Below are 19,484 nucleotides of genomic sequence, written 5' to 3' on the forward strand. Positions count from 1 at the left end.
GCGTCGCGCTAGTCGGTTTTCACGGACAGGTGTTCGTGGCACGCCAGCCAGCGCGCGCCATATTGCCGAAAGACAATGGTTTCACGTTCGCTGGAATGGCTTTCCTGATCGCCGAAGCGGACGTGGGTGTCGACGTCGTGCATGAAAATCGCGGTCTCACCCTGCAGGCAGATGTGCGCGTTGCGCGATTGGCAACCCAGCACCGCAAAGCCGTCGGCCTGCCAGCCGGCCCACACATCGCGGTAAGCGGCGCGTGACAGCAGGGGCGCAGGCAGCGTGTGAAAGAGGAAAGTGGCGTCTTCGGCGAATGCGGCGAAGTAGGCGTCCGTGTTGTTGCTGGCGAACGCGTCGATGAGCGCTTGTGCCTCGTGTTGAACGGCGTCGTGGCGGGTGTCGGTGGAGGTCATGGCCGGCTCGTTTTTGTGATTCTGGCGATGGGGCCCGACTGTAAGCAGCTGTCACGGGGCGTCACATCGGCGCCGGTAAAAACTTAGTTCAGAAAATCGAGAAGTAACGGTGAGCGGCAAGCCTTTAGCCTTAAGCGGCAAGCCGTAACTAAGCAGTAAGCAGGCAACGCTGTCAGTTTCCTGAGGATTTCATCAGGCCGCTTTTGACAGGCTGACGAACCCGGCCGCCGGAGGGGTCGAAGCAGGCACTGTCGTAACGAGGTGCGACGCAGGTCGAGGGAAGGCCAGGGGGAGGGGGGCGAATGCTTTGCAGGCGATCGGCGATCTCCCGCTCGTTGGTGATGATGAGCTTCCGGCGTCGGCTGACTTGCAGAATTTCAGTGGCGTTTTTGTTCAGGCGATAGGGAAAATCAGTCTCTTCCCACTCGCTGGAAAGCCGGGACGGAGGCGGGCGCTGTACCGTGGATTCGCCCACATAAGTCGGGCAAGGGCTTTGGGCGAAACTGATGGCGCCGTTGGCGGCGACGCATTTGAACACGTCGGCGTTTGCCATACCGGACAAGGGCAACATTATGGCCGTCAGGCACAGCGCTGGAAATCTGATCATCGAAACCTCCCTGGATGGCGCAAGGCTACCATCTGAGAGGTTCGGCTGTCAGTCACGCTGATCGGGATCAGTGGGTTTCGTGGGCGGCTTTCTGGACTTTCGCCAGGGCGAGTGCCGCGAACATGTCGGCGTCGCTTTGCAACACCCTCAGGTGGTCTTCGACATGATCAGCGCTTGCGCGCGGTTCTTCGGAATTCACCAAACGGGTCACTTCGCACAATGCATTGGCCGTGATCCACAGGCTCTGGCGCAGCTGGCTGATGATTTTCACCATGCTTTCCGAGCTGTCGAGATCGGCTGCACCCTCCATGTCCTGGTCTGTCTGCACCGTCGAAAAGGTGGGCATTTCAGCGCGGGCCGAGGGGTCGACCCCAGTGACAACGCGGTTAATGTCCACTCCGGCGGCGGCGATCTTGAACAGATAATCCGCCCTGGGCAATCGCTGCCCGCTCTCGTAATGCCCCTGAGCGTTGGCTTCCACACCACCGATAGCGCCCAGCGCGCTTTGTGTCAATTTCAGACGTTTTCGTTCTTGGCGCAAACGTTTGCCGATGCCATTCATCTACCTTCTCCTGCGAATTCGCACCCTGCAGATGTCTCTCGCGGGTGCGCAATGGGGGCCGGAATACGGACTGTTTTCTTTTGGTGTAGCGCTAGCCGTTAACGGGAATTGGAGTCATTCACACGTACAACGGGTAGACCTTAGCTGCTAAGACACCCAAATGGCGATTTTTCCGACGCTTTGCGTGGAAAAATAAACGCGGGGCGATTCTAGTTATTCTATTGGGTCGGGTCACGTGTTGGTGACATGGCGGGATGGCGGGGGCATGGCGAGATACCTCACAGTTGTTTCAGTCGATGAAAGAACTGTGGGAGCGAGCTTGCTCGCGAAGATCGTGTTTAATCTGCAGAGTAGTCAACGGTTGAAATGCCGTCTTCGTGGGCAGGGTCACTCGCGCATAGACAGTGGTTGCCACGCACCACAAACAAAAATCCCCGCACGCCAGAAGCGTTGCGGGGATCTTTTTAATGTGGCGGTGAAGGAGAGATTCGAACTCTCGATACAATTTCTTGTATACACACTTTCCAGGCGTGCTCCTTAAGCCACTCGGACACTTCACCGTATCTCTTCAGACGTTCAGTCTGTCGAGGCGCGCTAATGTAGTCGAAAGCTTTGGCGAAGGCAAAACTTTTTTTCAGAATTTTCATGCGCTTAAGCAAAAAAGTCCGAGGCCCCGGCTCCTGAACGAGGTCCGGGGCTTCGTGTCGGTGGCGAGTGCGCGGGGATCAGGCGCCGAAGCCGCCGTCGATGGTCAGGCTGGCGCCGGTGACATAGCCCGCTTCGGGGCCGGCGAGGTAGGCGACCATCGCGGCGATTTCTTCGGACTTGCCGTAGCGCGGGATGGCCATCAGGCCCATCAGTGTTTCGGCGAACTCGCCGTCGGCCGGGTTCATGTCGGTGTCGACCGGGCCGGGCTGGACGTTGTTGACGGTGATGCCGCGCGGACCGAGGTCGCGGGCCAGGCCCTTGGTCAGGCCGACCAGCGCCGATTTGCTCATGGCGTAGACGCCGCCTCCGGCGAAGGGCATGCGGTCGGCGTTGGTGCTGCCGATGTTGATGATGCGACCGCCTTCTTTCATGTGACGCGCCGCTTCCTGACTGGCGATGAACACGCTGCGTACGTTGATCGCCAGGGTTCGGTCGAAGTCTTCGAGGGTGAATTCGTCCAGCGGGGCGATGGCCAGCACGCCGGCGTTGTTGACGAGGATGTCGAGGCCGCCGAAGGTCTTCACGGTCTCGGCGACGGCGTCGCGGATGTCTTCGGCGTTGGCGCTGTCGGCCTGGATCGCCAGGGCTTTGCCGCCGGCTGCGGTGATGCTGTCTTGCAGTTCCCGGGCTTTGGCTTCGGAGCTGACGAAGGTGAACGCCACCGCTGCGCCTTGTTCGACCAGACGCTTGACGATCGCAGCGCCGATACCGCGCGAGCCGCCTTGTACCAGTGCTGTTTTACCAATCAGATTGGTGGGATGAGTCATGTCGATCTCCTTTAGGCCTGAGTGCTCATTCGTGGGTGGATGGGCAACAGTATCTGCCCTCCATGGCTCGCGCGGTAACCGGTGGTCGAGATAGTCTGGGTAAACCGGAGGTCGTGAGTGAAGGCGATGAAGCACTTTCAACGCGCCTTGGTCTTCACGGCACTGACGTCATCAAAGGGAACAACATGCACATCCAACCGAAAGCCGCCCTGGTCCTCATCGATATGCAGCAGGGCATCAACCACCCGAAATTGGGCCAGCGCAACAACCCTGACGCCGAGCAGCGGATGCTGGAACTGCTGAGCGCGTGGCGCGAAAGCGGGCGCACGGCGATTCACGTGCGGCATTTCTCCCGCTCACCGGACTCGGTGTTCTGGCCGCAGCAGTCCGGCGTCGAGTTTCAGCCGGCATTTGTGCCGTGGGATGACGAAGGCGAGCTGCACAAACAGGTGCCAGACGCGTTCTGCCATTCGGCGCTGGAAGGGTGGCTGCGTGCGGACGGGATCAATCAGGTGGTGATCGTTGGTGTGGTGACCAACAATTCCGTGGAGTCCACCGCGCGCACTGGCGGCAATCTCGGCTTCGAGGTCATCGTGCCCCACGACGCCTGCTTCACCTTCGACGGCGTGGACTTCTTCGGGCAATCGCGCAGTGCCGAAGACATCCACGCCATGTCGCTGGCCAACCTGCACGGTGAGTACGCGCAGGTGATGGCGACCGAGGCGGTTCTGCGAGCGCTCAGTTAACCCGCATGTCGAGGCTCAACCCGCGGCTCAGGCGTGCTGCACACCCGCGCGCTTGAGCAGCTTTTTGCAGCGTTCCGACAGGTGCACCACGCGCAGGTGTTTCCCCGCTTTCTGGTAGCGCTCGCGCAGGGTTTTCAGTGCCGCGATGGCGGAATAGTCCACGAAGATAAGATGACGGCAATCCAGCGTGACCTGTTGCGGATCGTTGACGTGATCGAACTGATCCAGGAAGGGCGTGGTGGAGGCGAAGAACAGCGTGCCGTGCAGGTGATATATCTTGCTGCCGTCCGGCTCGGTGTGGCTGTCGGCGTACAGCTCGCGCGCCTGTTGCCAGGCGAAATTCAGCGCCGCCACCAGGATGCCGAACAGCACGGCGGTGGCCAGGTCGGTGAGGACGGTGACGATGGTCACGGCAATGATTGCGAAGACATCGTTCAGCGGGACTTTGCGCAGCACGCGCAAGGACGCCCAGGCGAACGTCTGCTGGGCCACCACGAACATCACGCCGACCAGCGCCGCCAAGGGAATGCGCTCGATGAGGGGCGACAGGAACAGCACGAACATCAGAATCATTACCCCGGCGACGATGCCGGACAGACGACCGCGGCCGCCGGAACTCAGGTTGATCACGGTCTGGCCGATCATCGCGCAGCCGCCCATGCCACCGCACAGGCCCGAAGCCAGGTTGGCGACGCCGAGGGCAACGCACTCGCGGTCGGGGTAGCCGCGGCTCTCGGTGATTTCGTCGGTGAGGTTCAGGGTCAGCAGGGTTTCCAGCAGACCGACCAGCGCCATGAGAATCGCGTAGGGCGCGATGATCTGCAGGGTCTCCAGATTCCACGGCACGTCCGGCAGCGACAGGCTCGGCAGACCGCCGGCGATGTGCGCCATGTCGCCGAGGGTGCGCGTCGGCAGGTCGAACAGGTACACCAGCAGGCCGACGCCGAGGATGGCGACCAGCGCCGGCGGCACCGAGCGGGTCAGGCGAGGCAGCAGGTACACCACCGCCATGGTCAGCGCCACCAGGCCGATCATCAGGTACAGCGGCGTGCCGCTGAGCCAGGATTCGCCGCTTTTGAAATGCTCCAGCTGCGCCATGGCGATAACGATGGCAAGGCCGTTGACGAACCCGAGCATGACCGGATACGGCACCATCCGCACCAGTTTGCCCAGGCGCAGCAGTCCGAACGCGATCATCACCAACCCGCCCAGCAACACCGTCGCCAGCAGGTACTGCACGCCGTGTTGCACCACCAGCGCCACGATGACCACGGCCATCGAACCCGCCGCGCCGGAGACCATGCCGGGACGCCCGCCGAACAGCGCGGTCAGCGTACAGATGATAAAGGCCCCATACAGGCCCATCAGCGGGTTGAGGTGCGCGACCAGCGCGAAGGCGATGCACTCGGGCACCAGGGCAAAAGAGGTGGTGAGTCCGGCGAGGACATCGGCGCGAAGACGGGCGGGTTTCATGACATTCCTGAAGGGCGGTGGGCAAAAGGAGGGGATGTTACGGAATGTAAGCGGCGACGGCCAGTCGCAGGAATGCCGCACCCTGCTGCCTTTCACTCATTCTTCATGTGTCCTGTCGCGGCCGATTATGTAACGATGTTTGACTCAAACAGCTCGCCGATTCCTGTCGCCCAGGCTCGGCACGTCATCAAGGACAGAACACGGATGCTAGCTGCGCTCAGACACTACCCGGCTTCGGTCAATCTCCTGCTTTCGTCGTCGTTGTTTCTGACGCTGGGCAGGGCGATCACTCTGCCGTACCTGGTGATTTACCTTTCTTCGAATTTCGTCCTGGGCATGAGCGATATCGGCATGGTCGTCGGCGGAGCGCTGATTGCCGGCTCATTGCTGAGTCTGTACGGCGGCTACCTCACCGACAAACTGTCCAGCTACCGGCTGATTCTGTGCTTCACCGGGTTCTTCGTCGCCGGCTTCATCGGCATGTGCGTGACCAGCAAGCTGTGGCTGTTCTTCCTGTTTCTGGTGTCGTTCAATTTCGCGTATTCGGTCATTGATATCGTGGTCAAGGCGGCATTCGGCAAGCTGCTGCCGGTGGCCGAGCAGAGCAAGGTGTTCTCGGTGCGCTACACGCTGATCAACATCGGCTATGCGGTCGGGCCGTTCATTGGCGCAGGGCTGGCGCACTGGAACATGAAGCTGCCGTTCGTGATGTCGGCCGCGCTGGGCCTGGGTTTCCTGGTGGTGTACGCGATGTACGGGGACCGCAAGCTGAGCTCGGCGGACCCGGCCAATGCGCCGATTTCCTTCATCGCCGTCGGACGCATCCTGCTCAAGGACTACCGACTGGTGTGCTTCACCATCGGCGGCGTGCTCAGCGCGGTGGTGTTCGGGCAGTTCACGGCGTACCTCTCGCAATACCTGGTGACCACCAGTACGCCGGAATTTACCTATCAGGTGATCAGCTCGGTGGTCGCGGTGAACGCCGCCGTGGTGATCTGCTTGCAGTACCTGGTCGGCAAACGCATCAGCCATGAGTACCTGAATCAGTGGCTGACCGCGGGTTTCAGCCTGTTCCTGATGGGCGTGGTGGGGTTCGCCCTATCCACGACGGTGCTGCACTGGTCGCTGGCGGTGGCGGTGTTCACCCTCGGCGAGATCATCGTGTTTCCCGCCGAGTACATGTTCATCGACCGCATCGCGCCCACTCATTTGCGCGGCATGTATTACGGCGCGCAAAACCTCTCCAACCTCGGCGGCGCGCTGGGGCCGGTGCTGTGCGGCTTCGCACTGGCGACCCAGTCGGCGCATTTCATGTTCTACATGCTGGCGGCGTTCATCATCGCCGGCGGCAGCTTCTATCTGTTGGGCGCCTCGTATTCCAGACGCCACGACCAAAATTCCACTGCGCAGTGAAGCGTTTCGGTGACCGTTCTGTCTCCACTTGAGGCCTGGCAGCAGGCCGTTGATGCCCGGGGCTTTCAGCCGGACGAGGCCCAGCGCACTGCCGCGTTGCACTTGCAGGCGTGCTGGCAGGGGCTGAACGACGGCAAGCGCGGTCGCGCGGTCAAGGGCGTTTATCTGTGGGGCCCGGTGGGACGTGGCAAGACCTGGCTCATGGACCGTTTTTACGAAGGCCTGCAGGTCCCGGCCCGGCGCCAGCATTTTCATCACTTCATGCGGTGGGTGCATCAGCGGCTGTTCCAGCTCACTGGCGTGGCCAAACCCCTTCAGATGCTGGCCCGGGAGCTGGCCCAGGACGTGCGCGTGCTGTGTTTCGACGAGTTGTTCGTCAATGACATCGGCGACGCGGTGATTCTCGGCGGCCTGTTGCGCGCGATGTTCGACGAGGGCGTGGTGCTGGTCTGCACCTCAAATCAGTTGCCCGAGCAGCTGTACGCCACGGGGCATAACCGCGAGCGTTTCGTGCCCGCTATTACAGCGATCAACCACTTCATGGAAGTGGTGTCGGTTGACGGCGGCGAGGACCACCGGTTGCACCCCGGTCAGGCTCAGCAGCGTTACTGGGTGAAGGCGGAGCGGGGGCCGAGCGCGTTGGTGGAGGTATTCGAAGCGCTGAGCAGCGGTGAGTCGGTGTCGACTCAACCGGTGCCGTTAGGCCGTCGCCATGTGCCGGGGGTGCGCAGCAGTCGAACGGTGATCTGGTGCCGGTATGCCGACTTGTGCGAGCAACCGCTGGCGGCGATGGATTTCATCGAGCTGTGCGATCGCTATAAAGCGGTCTTGTTGAGTGAAGTGCCGGCGTTGAGCGCGCCCCAGCGCGAAGGGCGCATTGCCCGTGGTACCGAGGATGGCGTTGAACAGGTGACGGCGGGGGACCGCGAGCTGCCCCAGCTGTCGCCTTACGACGACGGCGTTCGGCGTTTCATCGCCCTGGTCGACGAGTGCTACGACCGCAAGGTGCCGCTGTACATAGAAGCCGCGATGCCGATGGCCGAGCTGTACACCGAAGGCTACCTGGCGTTCGCGTTCCGGCGCACGCTGAGCCGGTTGCAGGAAATGCAGCTGGCGCGCTTCGGTCATTAACGCTGCCAACGAGCAAACGTCAATTCACACGCTGTTGCGTCGCCGCTGGGCCAACACATGTTTGGCACCTTCTCCCACCAGGACCATGACCGCCAGCCAGATGGGCAGGTAGGTCATCCATTCATCGCGGCCGATGGATTCGCCCAGCAGCAGGGCGACGCCGACCAGCAGCACCGGCTCGACGTAGCTCAGCAGGCCGAACACGCTGAACGCCAGCAGGCGGCTGGCGCGAATGTAGCTGACCAGCGCCGACGCACTGATCGCCCCCAACACCGGAATCAGCACATAGAACCGCGGGAATTGTTCCACCACCGACGGGTTGCCTTGGCAGATGAACAGCACCGCGACAGGCAGGATCAGCAGCATGTCCCACCACAGGCCGCCGAGGTTGTCGGTCTTGAGCTTGCGCCGCAGCACAAAGTACAGCGGATAACCCAGGCAGACGAGCAGGGTTTCCCAGGAAAAACTGCCCAGGCGCAGCAGTTCGTTGCCGACGCCGACGAGGGCGCAGCAGGCGGCGATTTTTTGCAGGTGGGACAGGTGTTCGCCATACACCACGCGTCCGGTGAGGATCATCGTCAGCGGCAGCAGAAAATACCCCAGTGATACTTCCAGGCTGCGGCCGTGCAGCGGCGCCCACATGAACAGCCACAATTGCGCGCCCATCAAGGTCGCTGACAGCGCCATCGCCGCCAGCAGGGCAGGCGTCTGACGCACACGGGCGGCGAGGGCGCGGGCGAGTTTCCAGTCTCCGGTGGAGAGCATGAACAGCGTCACGCAGGGCAGGGTCAGCAGCATGCGCCAACCGAAGATTTCTTCACCGCTCAATGGCGTGAGCAGTGAGGTGTAGTAGTACATGACCGCGAACAGGCAGGAGGCCATGACCGATAACGCAACGCCCTTGTACACAGGGGCTCCTTGTTTTCGATGCTTCAGGATTGGGGTGCAGGGATGCTTTTATCGGCGGGCTCTGATGGCGCGCTTTGATGGCACTTGTTGAGGCGCTTTTTGAGGCATAGCGCACTGCAACGGCGCAGAGTTTATCTGAGGTCGTGCCGTCGGTCCGCAGCAATCTGGTAAACCGCAGGTGGGCTGGCAGTAAACGATGCTCTTTCGGGATCAAGATCAAGATCGAGATCTACAGCGGTCGGCCTAGGGGCCTCGGGTTTCGCCTTCGGCGAGTTACTTTTAAAAAGCACTAAAAGTAACCAAAAGTGCCTGCTCTCGGTTTGGCCCGACTTCGTCGGGTTCCCTCACTCCGACGACGCTCCGTGGGCCCGCGCCGAACGGACATCCATGTCCTGGCGGCGCTCTCGCGGCATCCATGCCGCTCGGCCCACTCCGCGTCGTCTGCGTTCGGCCTGCACCAAAGTCGCGATTGGCGGTGTTTGAACTACCGCGTAGAAGATCAACAGCAACAGCAACAGCAACAGCAACAGCAACGGCAACGGCAACGGCAACGGCAACGGCAACGGCTGAAGCCGGTCTCACTGAAGCAATCGATCGTTCCCACGCTCCGCGTCCGTGTCGTCGAGATCGATTGAGGCGTTCGTGAGGCCACTCCCTTCAACATCCCTTCTTCGGCATTGTTTCAAGCTTTGTTAGGCTGGTCCCAATTCGAGGGGACTATTTCGAGGGGACTGATTTATTTACAGCGCTTCACCGTAAATGAATCTGTCCCCGTCCAAGAGTCCGCGTCCAAGCATTTCAAGGGAGCGGCAATGACTTCCATCAGCACCGCAGCGCCCGTGGTACCGGGGCGGCTGGAGCAGTTTTCGACGCGTATCGCGTTTTTTGTCACCGGGTTCAGTATGTCGGCCTGGGCGCCGCTGGTGCCTTATGCGAAAAGCCGTCTGGGCCTGGATGACGCCGGCCTCGGGTTGTTGCTGTTGTGCCTGGGCATTGGCTCGATCGTTTCCATGCCACTGGCCGGGGCTATGACGGTGCGTTATGGCTGTCGGCGGTTGATCGTGATAACGGGCGGCATCGCCTGTGTGTGCCTGCCTTTATTGGCCACCCTGAGCTCGGTGCCGCTGATGGTCGCCACGCTGTTTGTCTATGGCGCGAGCATGGGCGCGCTGGGTTGCGTCACCAATATCCAGGCGATCATCGTCGAACGGGCGAGCGGCAAGACCATGATGTCCGGGTTTCACGGGCTGTTCAGCTGCGGTGGGATTCTGGGGGCGGCGGGGGTGTCGGCGTTGTTGAGCGTTGGCGTCTGGCCGTGGCTAGCGATGGCCTTCGTCGCGTTGTTCATTGCCCTCGCGTTGTATAAAGCCGCGCCGCACTTGTTGCCCTATGGCAGCGAACCGGGCGGGCCGGCGTTTGCGATTCCGCGGGGCGTGGTGCTGTTCATCGGGTTGATGTGCTTCACGGTGTTCCTCACCGAAGGCGCGATGCTCGACTGGAGCGCGGTGTTCCTCAGCGCCCAGCGCGGGGTCGAGCCGTCTTACGCAGGGTTCGGTTATGCGGTGTTCGCGCTGTTCATGGCAATCGGTCGCCTGTGCGGCGATCCGATCGTCCGGCGCCTCGGTGTGCACAAGATCATCCTGTTTGGCGGGCTGTGCGCGGCCGCCGGGATGACCGTCGCGACCCTTATTCCGGTTTGGCAGGCGGCGCTGTGCGGGTACGCGCTGGTGGGCATCGGCTGTTCCAACATCGTGCCGGTGTTTTACAGCGCGGTCGGCCGGCAGAAAACCATGCCGGAGAACGTGGCAGTGCCGGCGATCACCACATTGGGCTACATCGGCATTTTGATGGGGCCGGCCGGCATCGGTTTTGTCGCTCACCTCAGCAGCCTCGGCGCGGCGTTCATGATCATCGCCGTGATGCTGCTGGGTGTGGCGATCAGCGGTCGGTTCTTGCGGGTCTGAAGCCAATAACGGGAGTCAGCTCGGCATCATCGCGAAGCCCACGCCGAAGCGGTTCCAGGCGTTGATGGTGGCGACGGCGAGGGTGATGTTGACCATTTCGGCGTCGCTGTAGTGCTTGAGCAGCGCCTCGTACTGATGCTGCGGCGCGCGGTGCACGGGCAGCAGCGTCAGGCTTTCCACCCAGGCAAGTACGACCTTTTCCTTCTCGGTGAAGAATTCGGTGTCTTCCCACACGCTAAGGGTCTGCAGACGGGCCTCGGTTTCGCCGGCCTTGCGTGCGTCATTGGCGTGCAGGTTGACGCAGTACGCACAGCCGTTGAGCTGCGAAGCACGCAGACGGATCAGCTCCAAGAGCGAATGATCCAGCCCCGATTTGCTCAGCGCCGTCTCCAGCCCGGCCATGGCTTTGTAGGCCTCCGGCGATTTCTGGGCCCAGGCGATTCGGTTGTTCATGTCAGTGCTCTCTTCAAAGGTTGCCGGCGATAGCCGCTGGACGTGGCGAAAGCTTACGTCGGCGCTGGGGCATGCCGAATAGCCAATGAAGGAGGTTTAGGGGAGACCAATTACACGGTTATCAATCAGCAGCGCATGACTGGGGCCGGGCGATCAGTCGCTCGCGAATCCCGTCGTAGGCCAGGTTGAACAGCATTGTGTACGGGAGATACAAAAGCACCAGGCCGATGTCCAGCAGGAAGGCTTCCAGCAATGTGACCGACAACCACCACGCCACCATCGGCACCACCATGAAAATCAGTCCCGCTTCAAAGCCGATGGCATGCAGCGCACGCGCCTTGAGATTCAGGGCGAAACCCAACCGCGCCCGCAGGCGGTCGAACCCGGCGTTAAAGACCATGTTCCAGAGCATGGCGATGGTGGAGATCATCACCGTCATCGCGCCCATCTTGCCAATGGACTGGCCGAGCACCCAAGCCAGCCCTGGCGCAAACATCAGCACGCCGATCAGTTCGAACAGCAGCGCATGCAGGACGCGCTCTTTGAGGGACTTTCGCGAAACGACCGGCTTCGCGGTCGTGTGGGAGGTCAGGGTATGCAGAGGCATGGGGGCGATCACTTTTTCGGGGCAGGTGTGCATTGTCGTGGTGCGATGGGCTAGAGTGAAAATCGGTCCCATCGGAAAAACCGATGGGGAATTGAGCGCTGTGCAGAGGTGCCACCCCGTGAGTTATTCCCCCGAAGCCCTTGAAGCGTTCGCGCAGACCATCGCGCTGGGCTCGTTCAGTGCCGCTGCGCGACGGCTGGGCAAGAGTCAATCGACCATCAGCGAGGCCATTTCGCGGCTGGAGATTGATCTGGGGGTCGAACTGTTTGATCGGTCAACCCGCCATCCGGCGCTTACCGAAGCGGGCAGGGCGCTGGAAGGGCGCATCGAAGACGTGCTCGCAGCGTCCGACACCTTGCGCCGTGCGGCAGGGCGTCTGGTTGAAGGGATGGAGCCGCGCCTGACGCTGGTGCTGTCCGACGCCAACCAGTTCGCTGAATTTCAGGCACGCATGACCGAACTCGATCAGCGCTTTCCGGAGCTGGAACTGGAGTGTGTGTTTGCCGAGCACGGCGACGCGATCAACCTGATCCAGACGGGTCGTGCGTCCCTGGGTTTGCTGTCGGCCCAGGCCTCGTATCCGCCGGAAGTGGGCTACGCGACCATCGTCGAGCGCGCCGACTTCGGCATCTTCGTTTCCCATAACCACCCGCTGGCCACTGAAAAGGCCGTCGATTATCGCCATCTCGCGCAGCATCGGGCGTTGCGCCTGAACACCATCGTTGACGAGAGCGTGCCCACCGACGACCTGCCCAGCGGCGCGCGACGCAGCTGGTCAGCGCCCTATTACCTGCTGCTGATGGACATGGCGATCTTCGGATTCGGCTGGTCGGCACTGCCGCGCTGGCTGGTCAGCACCTGCGGTCAGGGCCGGTTGAAGGAACTCACGGTGCCGGGTTGGCCGCGCAGCTCGGCGGTCGACGTGATCTGGTCGCGGCAAAAAAGCCTGGGTCCGGCGGGGACGTGGCTGCTGGACACGCTGCTGGAGGGGCGGGGGGGCTATTGATCGGGCTTACTCGGGTCCGCCCTCCAGTACAAACCCTTCCGGCATCTCCTGAGCGAACGCGTTTACCACCTCGCGGGTCAGGCTGACGATGTCTTCCACCAACTCCATGCCCGCGCCGGTGCGCCAGCTGGCGACGATGTCCATCAGCGGCGGCAGCGGGACGTTCTCTATCAGCGTCAACGCGCCCTGGGCCAGTTCGCCATGGACCAGCGTCACCGGCAGCGCGCCGATGCCGAAGCCGTCGCGCACCAGGCGGGTGATCGCCGACGCCGAGTTCACGCAGTTGATCCGTGGCGTGACGATGTTGGCGGTGTGCAGCATGTTGAGGATGTCCTGGTGCGGCCGCGAGTTGCGCGAGAACGTGACGATGCGCGCCTCGGCGATCTCTTCGAGGGTCACGTCGGGGCGGTCGAACGCCGAGCCGGTCGGCACTACCCAGCGCAGGGGATAGCGCGCCAGCACCGCATTGCGCACGCTGTCGAAGCGCAGCACGTCGGTCTGGAAAATGATGTCCTGATACCCCTTTTCCAGCTGCGAGCAGAGGTTGCTGGCGGTCTCGGCGGTGAGCTCGATTTCCAGGTTCGGGTAACACTTCATCAGGCGTGTTACCAGGGGGCTGAGCCAGGTGTGTATCACCGTATCCATGGCGCCGATGCGGATGCGGCCGCGCACCTGGCTCGGGTCCTTGATCGCCGCCTTCATGCTTTGCATCGTGTCCATGATGTGCTCGGCGTATTCGAGCACGCGCAGACCCTCTTGGGTCAGCGACACGCCCCTGGAATCCCGGACGAACAGGCGCACGCCCATTTCGTCCTCCAGCGCGGCGATGCGGCTGGAGATGGAGGCCTGGGTGCTGAACAGTTTTTCTGCCGTCAGACGAAAGCTTTTCAGCCGCGCGACCCAGACGAAGGTTTCCAGAAACTTGAGATTCACCGAGGATTTCCTTGAGCAATTGAGCGCCGGCGCACGTACGGGGATCACGGGGGAGCGACACGTCGTGGCCGGCACGACCTGTGCAAACTGAGCACTGGAACAGCAGGTTGCATGCCATCCCGGCAACAGAAAATCTTATGGGCCATAGCGGGTTTTTCCCGTTGGACGCCCCGGCGGGACTGCGGTGCCATGGGGCAGCGGCGCTGTGACTCCGTTGAGCCTGGGCTTAGCCTGTTCTGAGCATAAGTGCTGTCATCGCTCGTTTCTCGACCCTGTTCCTCATTCGTGCCCCAGCAAGGTACCGCCACTGCCAACGAGAACCCCATCATGCAAACCGCTATCAACCTCTGGCCGCTGCTTGGCGTGCTGGTCATCGTTCTGGGCTTCGTCCTGCGTTTCAACCCGATGCTGGTCGTGGCGCTTGCCGCTCTGGCCACCGGCCTTGCCGCCAGCATGCCGCTGGAAACCATTCTGGCGACCATCGGCACGGGCTTCATCAAAACCCGCACGCTACCGCTGATCATCCTCTTGCCCTTGGCGGTGATCGGTTTGCTGGAACGCCACGGCCTGCGTCTGCACGCGCAGAACTGGATCGCCCGGTTCACCGGCGCCACGGCCGGACGCCTGCTGATCGCCTACCTGTTCGTGCGGGAAACCACTGCAGCCTTGGGGCTGACCAGCCTCGGCGGCCACCCGCAGATGGTGCGGCCGTTGCTCGCGCCCATGGCCGAGGGCGCCGCTGAATCGCGTTTCGGCAAGCTGCCCGAGGGGTTGCGCATCAAGCTGCTGGCGTTGTGCGCAGCGACCGACAATGTCGGGCTGTTCTTTGGCGAAGACATCTTCGTCGCGTTTGGTGCGATTGCGCTGATGCACACCTTCCTGCTCGGCTCCGGCATTGATGTCGACCCGATGCACATCGCCTTCTGGGGGATTCCGACAGCGATCTGCGCGTTCGTCATCCACGCCATCCGCCTGCACCGTTTCGATCAGCACCTGAACCGTGAGCTCAAGGTGCTTCCGCCGGCCGCCGCGGTCGACAAGGAGCTGGCGCGATGATCATTTCCATTCAATACCTGTACTGGCTGGCGGGCGTGATTCTGGCGATCACGGCGTTCATGACCGCGACTGATCGGAGCAACCCCAAGCGCTGGACCACGGGGCTGTTCTGGGGTCTGTTCGCCATCGCGTTTCTGGTCGGCGAGAAGCTGCCACCGGTGTGGGTGGGCGTCGGGGTGATCGTTATGGCGGTGATCGCAGGCTTCGGCGGCGTCGGTTTCGGCCAGCATGAGAACCTCAACGACCGGGCGCGACGGAAGAGTGCAGGGCGCTTGAAGAATAAGCTGTTCATTCCGGCGCTGGCGATTCCGCTGGTCACCGTGATTGGCGCGGTGCTGCTGAAGAACATCAAGTTTGGTGACGTCTTTCTGCTGGACCCGGCCAACAGCACGTTTGTGTCGCTGGGCATCGGCAGTCTGGTAGCGCTGGGACTGGCCTGCTGGCTGACCCGCGACACGCCGGTGCAGGCCATGCGCGAATCGCGGCGCCTGACCGAAGCGCTGGGTTGGGCATTGGTGCTGCCACAGATGCTGGCGATGCTCGGCCTGGTGTTCAACGACGCGGGCGTCGGCAAAGCGGTGGCTCACCTGGCCACGGCCTACATCAACCTGGATTTTCGTCTCGTCGCGGTGATGGTGTATGTGCTGGGCATGGCGCTGTTCACCATCGTCATGGGCAACGGCTTTGCCGCGTTTCCGGTGATGACCGGCGGCATCGGCGTGCCGGTGCTGGTAGGCATGTACGGCGCCAACCCGGCGGTGATGGCCGCCATCGGCATGTTCTCGGGCTACTGCGGCACGCTGATGACGCCGATGGCGGCCAACTACAACCTGATACCTGCGGCGTTGCTGGAACTGCCTGACAAATATGCCGTGATCAAAGCGCAAATCCCCACCGCGCTGGCGATGCTGGTGGCGAATATCCTCCTGCTGTATTTCCTGATGTAGTCATTTCCTGATCTGATTTCAGCGCCCGGCCCGCAGGCTTTTGCGGGCAGACCTCCTCCCTCGGCTCGCTTACACCATTCAAATTCGGCGTTGTCAGCCCCTCACCGCAAACGTTTGCGCGAATTCGTGGTCTGTACGACCAGTGGCTGCAAACCCTCTGCCTCAGGGCTTACAGCCCGCTTCCCATGAACACCGTGTGCACCCGATACCAGGCCACATGTCTCCCCGGGAAGAAATAGGTTGAATAGTCACACAAAATGTTATTTAAATAACAAAAATAAAACCGCGACGGTGGCTCATTCTTCGGGCCCAGCGCGTGAACAAGGTACTCACACACATGAATAAGATCGCGGTCATCGGCAGCAATATGGTGGATTTGATCACCTACATCGACCGGATGCCGGCGCAGGGTGAGACCCTCGAAGCACCGAATTTCGCCATGGGCTGCGGCGGCAAGGGCGCCAATCAGGCCGTTGCGGCGGCGAAGCTGGGCGCTGACGTGCTGATGCTGAGCAAGGTCGGCGACGACATGTTTGCCGACAACACCCTGGCCAATTTCAAGCGCTACGGCATCGATACCCAATTCGTCCAGCGCGTTCCCGGCGTATCCAGCGGCGTCGCGCCGATTTTCGTGCAGAGCGATTCCCACAACAGCATCCTCATCGTCAAAGGCGCCAATGCGCACCTGAAACCTGCGGACATCGACGTTGCCCAGGCCGCGTTGCGCGACTGCACGCTCATCGTGCTGCAACTGGAAATCGAGCTGGAAACCGTCTACTACGCCATCGAGTTCGCCAAGGCCAACGGCATTCCGGTGCTGCTCAATCCTGCGCCTGCCGTGAAGGGCTTGAGCCGCGAGCACCTGTCGCAGCTGGACTTTTTCATTCCCAACGAAACCGAACTGGCGCTGGTCACCGGGCGTGTCATCGACTCGGTGGAATCGGCCCGCGCGGCCGCCCGGCAACTGGTGCAGGACGGCATTCGTCACGTCATCGTCACCCTCGGTGAGAAGGGTGCGCTGTACGTCGGCGAACAAGGCGAATTTCGCGTCGAAGGCATCAAGGTCGATGCCCGCGACACCACCGGCGCCGGCGACGCGTTCATCGGTTGCTTCGCCCGCCACTGGAGCGAAGACGGCGACATGCGCAACGCCATGACCCGCGCGGTGGCCTATTCCGCCTGCTCGGTCACCGGCCTCGGCACCCAGAGTTCCTACCCGGACGCTGCCGCGTTCAGCCACTTTCTCGACACTCTTTGAGCCGCCGCGCCCTGCCGATCGCCTGATCGGTGGGGCGGGTATTTCCTGTACTTCCCGGAGAACAACAATGACAAAGCCCGCGCTCCAACAATCACCGGACGGGTTCTACCTGAACCGCACGCCGTGGTTCGCCTTCCTGCTGCTGTGCTGCTGTTTCGCACTGTGGGCGGCGGCCGCGAGCATGAACGACGTGCTTATCGCGCACTTCAAGAAAGCCTTCCTGCTCAGCGATGTGCAGACCTCTTTCGTGCAATCGGCGTTCTACCTCGGTTACTTCTTCGTGGCGATTCCGGCGGCGATGGTCGTCAGACGTTTCAGTTACAAGACCACCATCCTCATCGGCCTGGTGCTGTACATGGCGGGCTGCTCGCTGTTCTTCCCCGCAGCGTCGATGGCCAAATACGGCATGTTCCTGATGGCGCTGTTCGTCATCGCGGCCGGCCTGGCTTTCCTTGAAACCGCCTGCAACACCTACTCGACGCTGATGGGGCCGCGTGAGACCGGCACCCGTCGCCTGAACATCTCCCAGACCTTCCACCCGTTCGGCGCGATGACCGGCGTGTACGTGGGCAGTTTTGTGATGTTCAAGGACACCGACGCCACCCGCGAGCAGTTGACGCAAATGAGCGCCTCGGAAGCCGCCGTCCAGCAACTGCAGATGATTCAGTCCACGCTGCTGCCGTATAAATGGATGATCGCGGTGCTGGTCCTGATGTTCGTGCTGATCGCGTTCACCAAGTTTCCGGCGTGCAAGGGCATCGTCAAGGCCAACGTCAAATCCAGCAGCATCGGCCAGAGCCTGTCGCGTCTGTGGCGCAACCCGCGCTTTACGTTCGGCGTGCTGGCGCAGTTTCTGTATGTCGGCGCGCAAGTGGGCGTGTGGAGTTTCACCATTCGCCTGGCGATGCAGATGGGCGGGATGAACGAGCGCAGCGCTTCGTGGTTCCTGCTGACCACTTTCGCGGCGTACTTCGTCGGCAAGATGGTCGCCAACCTGCTGATGCGCAAAATGTCCCCGGCCAAGGTGCTGGCGATCTACGGCGTGCTGGCCATCGTGCTGCTGGCCTACACGATTCTGGTGCCGAACATCAGCGCGGTGTATGCGGCGGTGGGTGTGAGTATTTTCCTGGGCCCGTGCTGGCCGACCATTTATGGCCTGACCATCGACGGTCTGGGTGAGGACACTGGCGTCGGCGGTTCGCTGCTGGTGATGAGTATTGTCGGCGGCGGCGTGATGCCGATCTTCCAGGGCCTGCTCTCCGACGCCACCGGCGGCAACATGCAAATCGCCTACACCGTGCCACTGCTGTGCTTTGTGGCGATCGTCGCTTATGCCATCAAGTGCATGCGTGATCCGCTGCCGGCCCAGGCGCCGGCTGGCGCGGTGACGGCATCATGAGGGGCACCGAAACGCGCACCACGATTTCGCTGTACCCGGAGCTGTTCAGTGGCGATGAAAAGACGCTGCTGGAATCCGCGGACTTTCGTGTGCTGGCCTGGACCTACCCCAGCGGCGTGAGAGCCTTGGCGCTGGAGAATGACCGCGGCCGGGTTGTGGTGCTGCCTTATCAGGGGCAGATGGTCTGGTCGGCGGTGTTCGATGGCTGCGACCTGACCATGCGCAACATGTTCGAGCAGCCGCGCCCGAGCCCAACGGTGATCGCCACCTACGGCTGCTTCATGTTCCACAGCGGGATCTTGCGCAACGGCTGCCCGACGCCGGAAGACGATCATCCGTTGCACGGCGAAATGCCCTGCGCGCCGATGGACAGCGCCTTGCTGGAGATCGGCGAGGATGCTGGCGGCGGGTTTTTGCGCATCGGCGGCGAGTATGAATACGTGATGGGCTTTGGCGACCACTACCGCGCCAGGCCCAGCGTGACCTTGCGCCCGGGTTCGGCGCTGTTCGACATCGGCATGGACGTGCGCAACCTGGCCGGCAAGCCGATGGAGCTGATGTACATGGCGCACATGAACTATGCCTACGTCGACGGCGGACGTTTGGTCGAGCCATTGGGCATGGCGCGTACACGGGTGCGCAGCAGCGTGCCGGCCCACGTCAAGCCGACGCCGGCATGGTCGGCGTACATGGCCGAACTGAGCGAAGACCCTTCGCGACTGGAAAGCCTGAGCACGCCTGATTTGTACGACCCGGAGATCGTTTGCTTCTTCGACGGCGTCCACGCGGACGCCCAGGGCAATGCGCATTTCCTGCTCAAGCACCCTGAAGGCCCGGCGTTTTACACGCGTTACCAGCCGGCGCAGTTCGACCATGCGGCGCGCTGGATTCTGCACAACGCTGATCAGCAGGTGGCCGCATTTGTGCTGCCCGCGACTTGCGAGCCCGAGGGGTATCTGGCGGAAAAGGCCAAAGGTAATGTGCGTTTGTTGGGTGCGGGGGAGAGCGCGTCTTTTAGCGTGATAACGGGGTATCTGGGGGCTGAAGAGGTGCGGCAGCTGGAAAGCGATCTGAAACGCTGAAGGCGCCTTCGCGATCAAGGTGGAGCGCCACCCCGGTCGCTCCCACCGTGACCGGT

Annotated in this window: 20 protein-coding genes and 1 tRNA gene; 10 read left to right on the top strand and 11 right to left on the bottom strand. The window is 62.0% G+C overall.

Annotated features, from left to right (window positions below; genetic code table 11):
• Window positions 1–8 precede the first annotated feature (8 nt).
• The 5 genes from BBI10_RS14650 to BBI10_RS14670 all read right to left on the bottom strand — a co-directional run bounded on the left by BBI10_RS14650 (window position 9) and on the right by BBI10_RS14670 (window position 3,051).
• A complete protein-coding gene (locus BBI10_RS14650) occupies window positions 9–407 on the bottom strand; it encodes a YybH family protein (RefSeq protein WP_065989423.1) in 399 nt (132 codons plus the stop codon).
• A gap of 172 nt (window positions 408–579) precedes the next feature.
• Entirely contained in the window at window positions 580–1,014 is a 435-nt protein-coding gene (locus BBI10_RS14655; RefSeq protein ID WP_065989424.1) for a DUF4124 domain-containing protein, read from the bottom strand.
• Window positions 1,015–1,081: 67 nt separating this feature from the next.
• A complete protein-coding gene (locus tag BBI10_RS27285) occupies window positions 1,082–1,576 on the bottom strand; it encodes a helix-turn-helix domain-containing protein (RefSeq protein WP_065989425.1) in 495 nt (164 codons plus the stop codon).
• 470 nt (window positions 1,577–2,046) lie between these two features.
• Window positions 2,047–2,136: transfer RNA gene (locus tag BBI10_RS14665), tRNA-Ser, on the bottom strand.
• Between the two features lie 165 nt (window positions 2,137–2,301).
• Window positions 2,302–3,051, bottom strand: a complete 750-nt coding sequence (locus BBI10_RS14670; RefSeq protein WP_065989427.1) for a 3-oxoacyl-ACP reductase family protein — start codon at window positions 3,049–3,051, stop codon at window positions 2,302–2,304.
• Window positions 3,052–3,236: 185 nt separating this feature from the next.
• Between BBI10_RS14670 and BBI10_RS14675 the strand changes: the two genes are divergently transcribed.
• On the top strand, window positions 3,237–3,797 hold the full coding sequence (locus BBI10_RS14675) for a cysteine hydrolase family protein (RefSeq protein WP_065989698.1): 561 nt from the start codon (window positions 3,237–3,239) through the stop codon (window positions 3,795–3,797).
• A 27-nt stretch (window positions 3,798–3,824) separates the two neighbouring features.
• Here the strand turns inward: BBI10_RS14675 and BBI10_RS14680 are convergent, their stop codons facing one another.
• Complete coding sequence (locus tag BBI10_RS14680; RefSeq protein ID WP_065989428.1) at window positions 3,825–5,270, bottom strand: SulP family inorganic anion transporter; 1,446 nt, start codon at window positions 5,268–5,270, stop codon at window positions 3,825–3,827.
• Window positions 5,271–5,474: 204 nt separating this feature from the next.
• Here BBI10_RS14680 and BBI10_RS14685 point away from each other — a divergent pair, with 204 nt between their 5' ends.
• Complete coding sequence (locus BBI10_RS14685) at window positions 5,475–6,683, top strand: MFS transporter (RefSeq protein WP_065989429.1); 1,209 nt, start codon at window positions 5,475–5,477, stop codon at window positions 6,681–6,683.
• 9 nt (window positions 6,684–6,692) lie between these two features.
• The gene (zapE, locus tag BBI10_RS14690) at window positions 6,693–7,814 is read left to right on the top strand and encodes a cell division protein ZapE (protein WP_065989430.1); all 1,122 of its coding nucleotides are present in this window, start codon (window positions 6,693–6,695) and stop codon (window positions 7,812–7,814) included.
• A gap of 24 nt (window positions 7,815–7,838) precedes the next feature.
• Here the strand turns inward: zapE and rarD are convergent, their stop codons facing one another.
• Together rarD and BBI10_RS27585 are read right to left on the bottom strand one after the other, a co-directional pair.
• A complete protein-coding gene (rarD, locus tag BBI10_RS14695; RefSeq protein ID WP_065989432.1) occupies window positions 7,839–8,723 on the bottom strand; it encodes an EamA family transporter RarD in 885 nt (294 codons plus the stop codon).
• Window positions 8,724–9,067: 344 nt separating this feature from the next.
• Window positions 9,068–9,286, bottom strand: a complete 219-nt coding sequence (locus tag BBI10_RS27585) for a hypothetical protein (RefSeq protein ID WP_065989434.1) — start codon at window positions 9,284–9,286, stop codon at window positions 9,068–9,070.
• Window positions 9,287–9,535: 249 nt separating this feature from the next.
• Between BBI10_RS27585 and BBI10_RS14705 the strand changes: the two genes are divergently transcribed.
• Entirely contained in the window at window positions 9,536–10,687 is a 1,152-nt protein-coding gene (locus BBI10_RS14705) for an MFS transporter (protein ID WP_065989436.1), read from the top strand.
• A gap of 15 nt (window positions 10,688–10,702) precedes the next feature.
• On the opposite strand, the gene BBI10_RS14710 is transcribed toward BBI10_RS14705, so the two are convergent.
• Together BBI10_RS14710 and BBI10_RS14715 are read right to left on the bottom strand one after the other, a co-directional pair.
• Window positions 10,703–11,140: a carboxymuconolactone decarboxylase family protein gene (locus tag BBI10_RS14710; protein WP_065989439.1), complete on the bottom strand. Its 438-nt coding sequence runs from the start codon at window positions 11,138–11,140 to the stop codon at window positions 10,703–10,705.
• A gap of 121 nt (window positions 11,141–11,261) precedes the next feature.
• Window positions 11,262–11,747, bottom strand: a complete 486-nt coding sequence (locus tag BBI10_RS14715) for a multidrug/biocide efflux PACE transporter (protein ID WP_065989700.1) — start codon at window positions 11,745–11,747, stop codon at window positions 11,262–11,264.
• A 118-nt stretch (window positions 11,748–11,865) separates the two neighbouring features.
• On the opposite strand from BBI10_RS14715, the gene BBI10_RS14720 reads away from it, so the two are divergent.
• Window positions 11,866–12,753 (top strand): LysR family transcriptional regulator, encoded by an 888-nt coding sequence (locus tag BBI10_RS14720; protein ID WP_065989441.1) that lies wholly within the window; start codon window positions 11,866–11,868, stop codon window positions 12,751–12,753.
• Between the two features lie 6 nt (window positions 12,754–12,759).
• Here the strand turns inward: BBI10_RS14720 and BBI10_RS14725 are convergent, their stop codons facing one another.
• Window positions 12,760–13,686 carry a LysR family transcriptional regulator gene (locus BBI10_RS14725; RefSeq protein WP_065989446.1) on the bottom strand — a complete coding sequence of 309 codons (927 nt, stop codon included), beginning with the start codon at window positions 13,684–13,686 and terminating at the stop codon, window positions 12,760–12,762.
• A 327-nt stretch (window positions 13,687–14,013) separates the two neighbouring features.
• On the opposite strand from BBI10_RS14725, the gene BBI10_RS14730 reads away from it, so the two are divergent.
• The 5 genes from BBI10_RS14730 to BBI10_RS14750 all read left to right on the top strand — a co-directional run bounded on the left by BBI10_RS14730 (window position 14,014) and on the right by BBI10_RS14750 (window position 19,428).
• Window positions 14,014–14,742, top strand: coding sequence for a DUF969 domain-containing protein (locus tag BBI10_RS14730; RefSeq protein WP_065989448.1), 729 nt, complete (start codon window positions 14,014–14,016; stop codon window positions 14,740–14,742).
• Entirely contained in the window at window positions 14,739–15,689 is a 951-nt protein-coding gene (locus BBI10_RS14735) for a DUF979 domain-containing protein (RefSeq protein ID WP_065989450.1), read from the top strand. Before BBI10_RS14730 ends, BBI10_RS14735 begins: the two co-directional genes overlap by 4 nt.
• Before the next feature lie 337 nt (window positions 15,690–16,026).
• The gene (rbsK, locus tag BBI10_RS14740; RefSeq protein ID WP_065989452.1) at window positions 16,027–16,947 is read left to right on the top strand and encodes a ribokinase; all 921 of its coding nucleotides are present in this window, start codon (window positions 16,027–16,029) and stop codon (window positions 16,945–16,947) included.
• Window positions 16,948–17,014: 67 nt separating this feature from the next.
• Entirely contained in the window at window positions 17,015–18,346 is a 1,332-nt protein-coding gene (gene fucP, locus BBI10_RS14745; protein ID WP_065989457.1) for an L-fucose:H+ symporter permease, read from the top strand.
• Window positions 18,343–19,428, top strand: coding sequence for an aldose 1-epimerase family protein (locus tag BBI10_RS14750; RefSeq protein ID WP_065989461.1), 1,086 nt, complete (start codon window positions 18,343–18,345; stop codon window positions 19,426–19,428). The genes fucP and BBI10_RS14750 overlap by 4 nt, the downstream gene beginning before the upstream one ends.
• Window positions 19,429–19,484: the final 56 nt, after the last annotated feature.

The sequence above is a fragment of the Pseudomonas graminis genome, from assembly GCF_001705435.1.
Lineage (GTDB): Bacteria > Pseudomonadota > Gammaproteobacteria > Pseudomonadales > Pseudomonadaceae > Aquipseudomonas > Aquipseudomonas graminis_B.

What these genes read in the sequence shown, in the direction of transcription:
- BBI10_RS14650 (WP_065989423.1), bottom strand. Translation starts at nt 407, where the DNA reads ATGACCTCCACCGACACCCGCCACGACGCCGTTCAACACGAGGCACAA.
- BBI10_RS14655 (WP_065989424.1), bottom strand. Translation starts at nt 1,014, where the DNA reads ATGATCAGATTTCCAGCGCTGTGCCTGACGGCCATAATGTTGCCCTTG.
- BBI10_RS27285 (WP_065989425.1), bottom strand. Translation starts at nt 1,576, where the DNA reads ATGAATGGCATCGGCAAACGTTTGCGCCAAGAACGAAAACGTCTGAAA.
- BBI10_RS14670 (WP_065989427.1), bottom strand. Translation starts at nt 3,051, where the DNA reads ATGACTCATCCCACCAATCTGATTGGTAAAACAGCACTGGTACAAGGC.
- BBI10_RS14675 (WP_065989698.1), top strand. Translation starts at nt 3,237, where the DNA reads ATGCACATCCAACCGAAAGCCGCCCTGGTCCTCATCGATATGCAGCAG.
- BBI10_RS14680 (WP_065989428.1), bottom strand. Translation starts at nt 5,270, where the DNA reads ATGAAACCCGCCCGTCTTCGCGCCGATGTCCTCGCCGGACTCACCACC.
- BBI10_RS14685 (WP_065989429.1), top strand. Translation starts at nt 5,475, where the DNA reads ATGCTAGCTGCGCTCAGACACTACCCGGCTTCGGTCAATCTCCTGCTT.
- BBI10_RS14705 (WP_065989436.1), top strand. Translation starts at nt 9,536, where the DNA reads ATGACTTCCATCAGCACCGCAGCGCCCGTGGTACCGGGGCGGCTGGAG.
- BBI10_RS14710 (WP_065989439.1), bottom strand. Translation starts at nt 11,140, where the DNA reads ATGAACAACCGAATCGCCTGGGCCCAGAAATCGCCGGAGGCCTACAAA.
- BBI10_RS14715 (WP_065989700.1), bottom strand. Translation starts at nt 11,747, where the DNA reads ATGCCTCTGCATACCCTGACCTCCCACACGACCGCGAAGCCGGTCGTT.
- BBI10_RS14730 (WP_065989448.1), top strand. Translation starts at nt 14,014, where the DNA reads ATGCAAACCGCTATCAACCTCTGGCCGCTGCTTGGCGTGCTGGTCATC.
- BBI10_RS14735 (WP_065989450.1), top strand. Translation starts at nt 14,739, where the DNA reads ATGATCATTTCCATTCAATACCTGTACTGGCTGGCGGGCGTGATTCTG.
- rbsK (WP_065989452.1), top strand. Translation starts at nt 16,027, where the DNA reads ATGAATAAGATCGCGGTCATCGGCAGCAATATGGTGGATTTGATCACC.
- fucP (WP_065989457.1), top strand. Translation starts at nt 17,015, where the DNA reads ATGACAAAGCCCGCGCTCCAACAATCACCGGACGGGTTCTACCTGAAC.
- BBI10_RS14750 (WP_065989461.1), top strand. Translation starts at nt 18,343, where the DNA reads ATGAGGGGCACCGAAACGCGCACCACGATTTCGCTGTACCCGGAGCTG.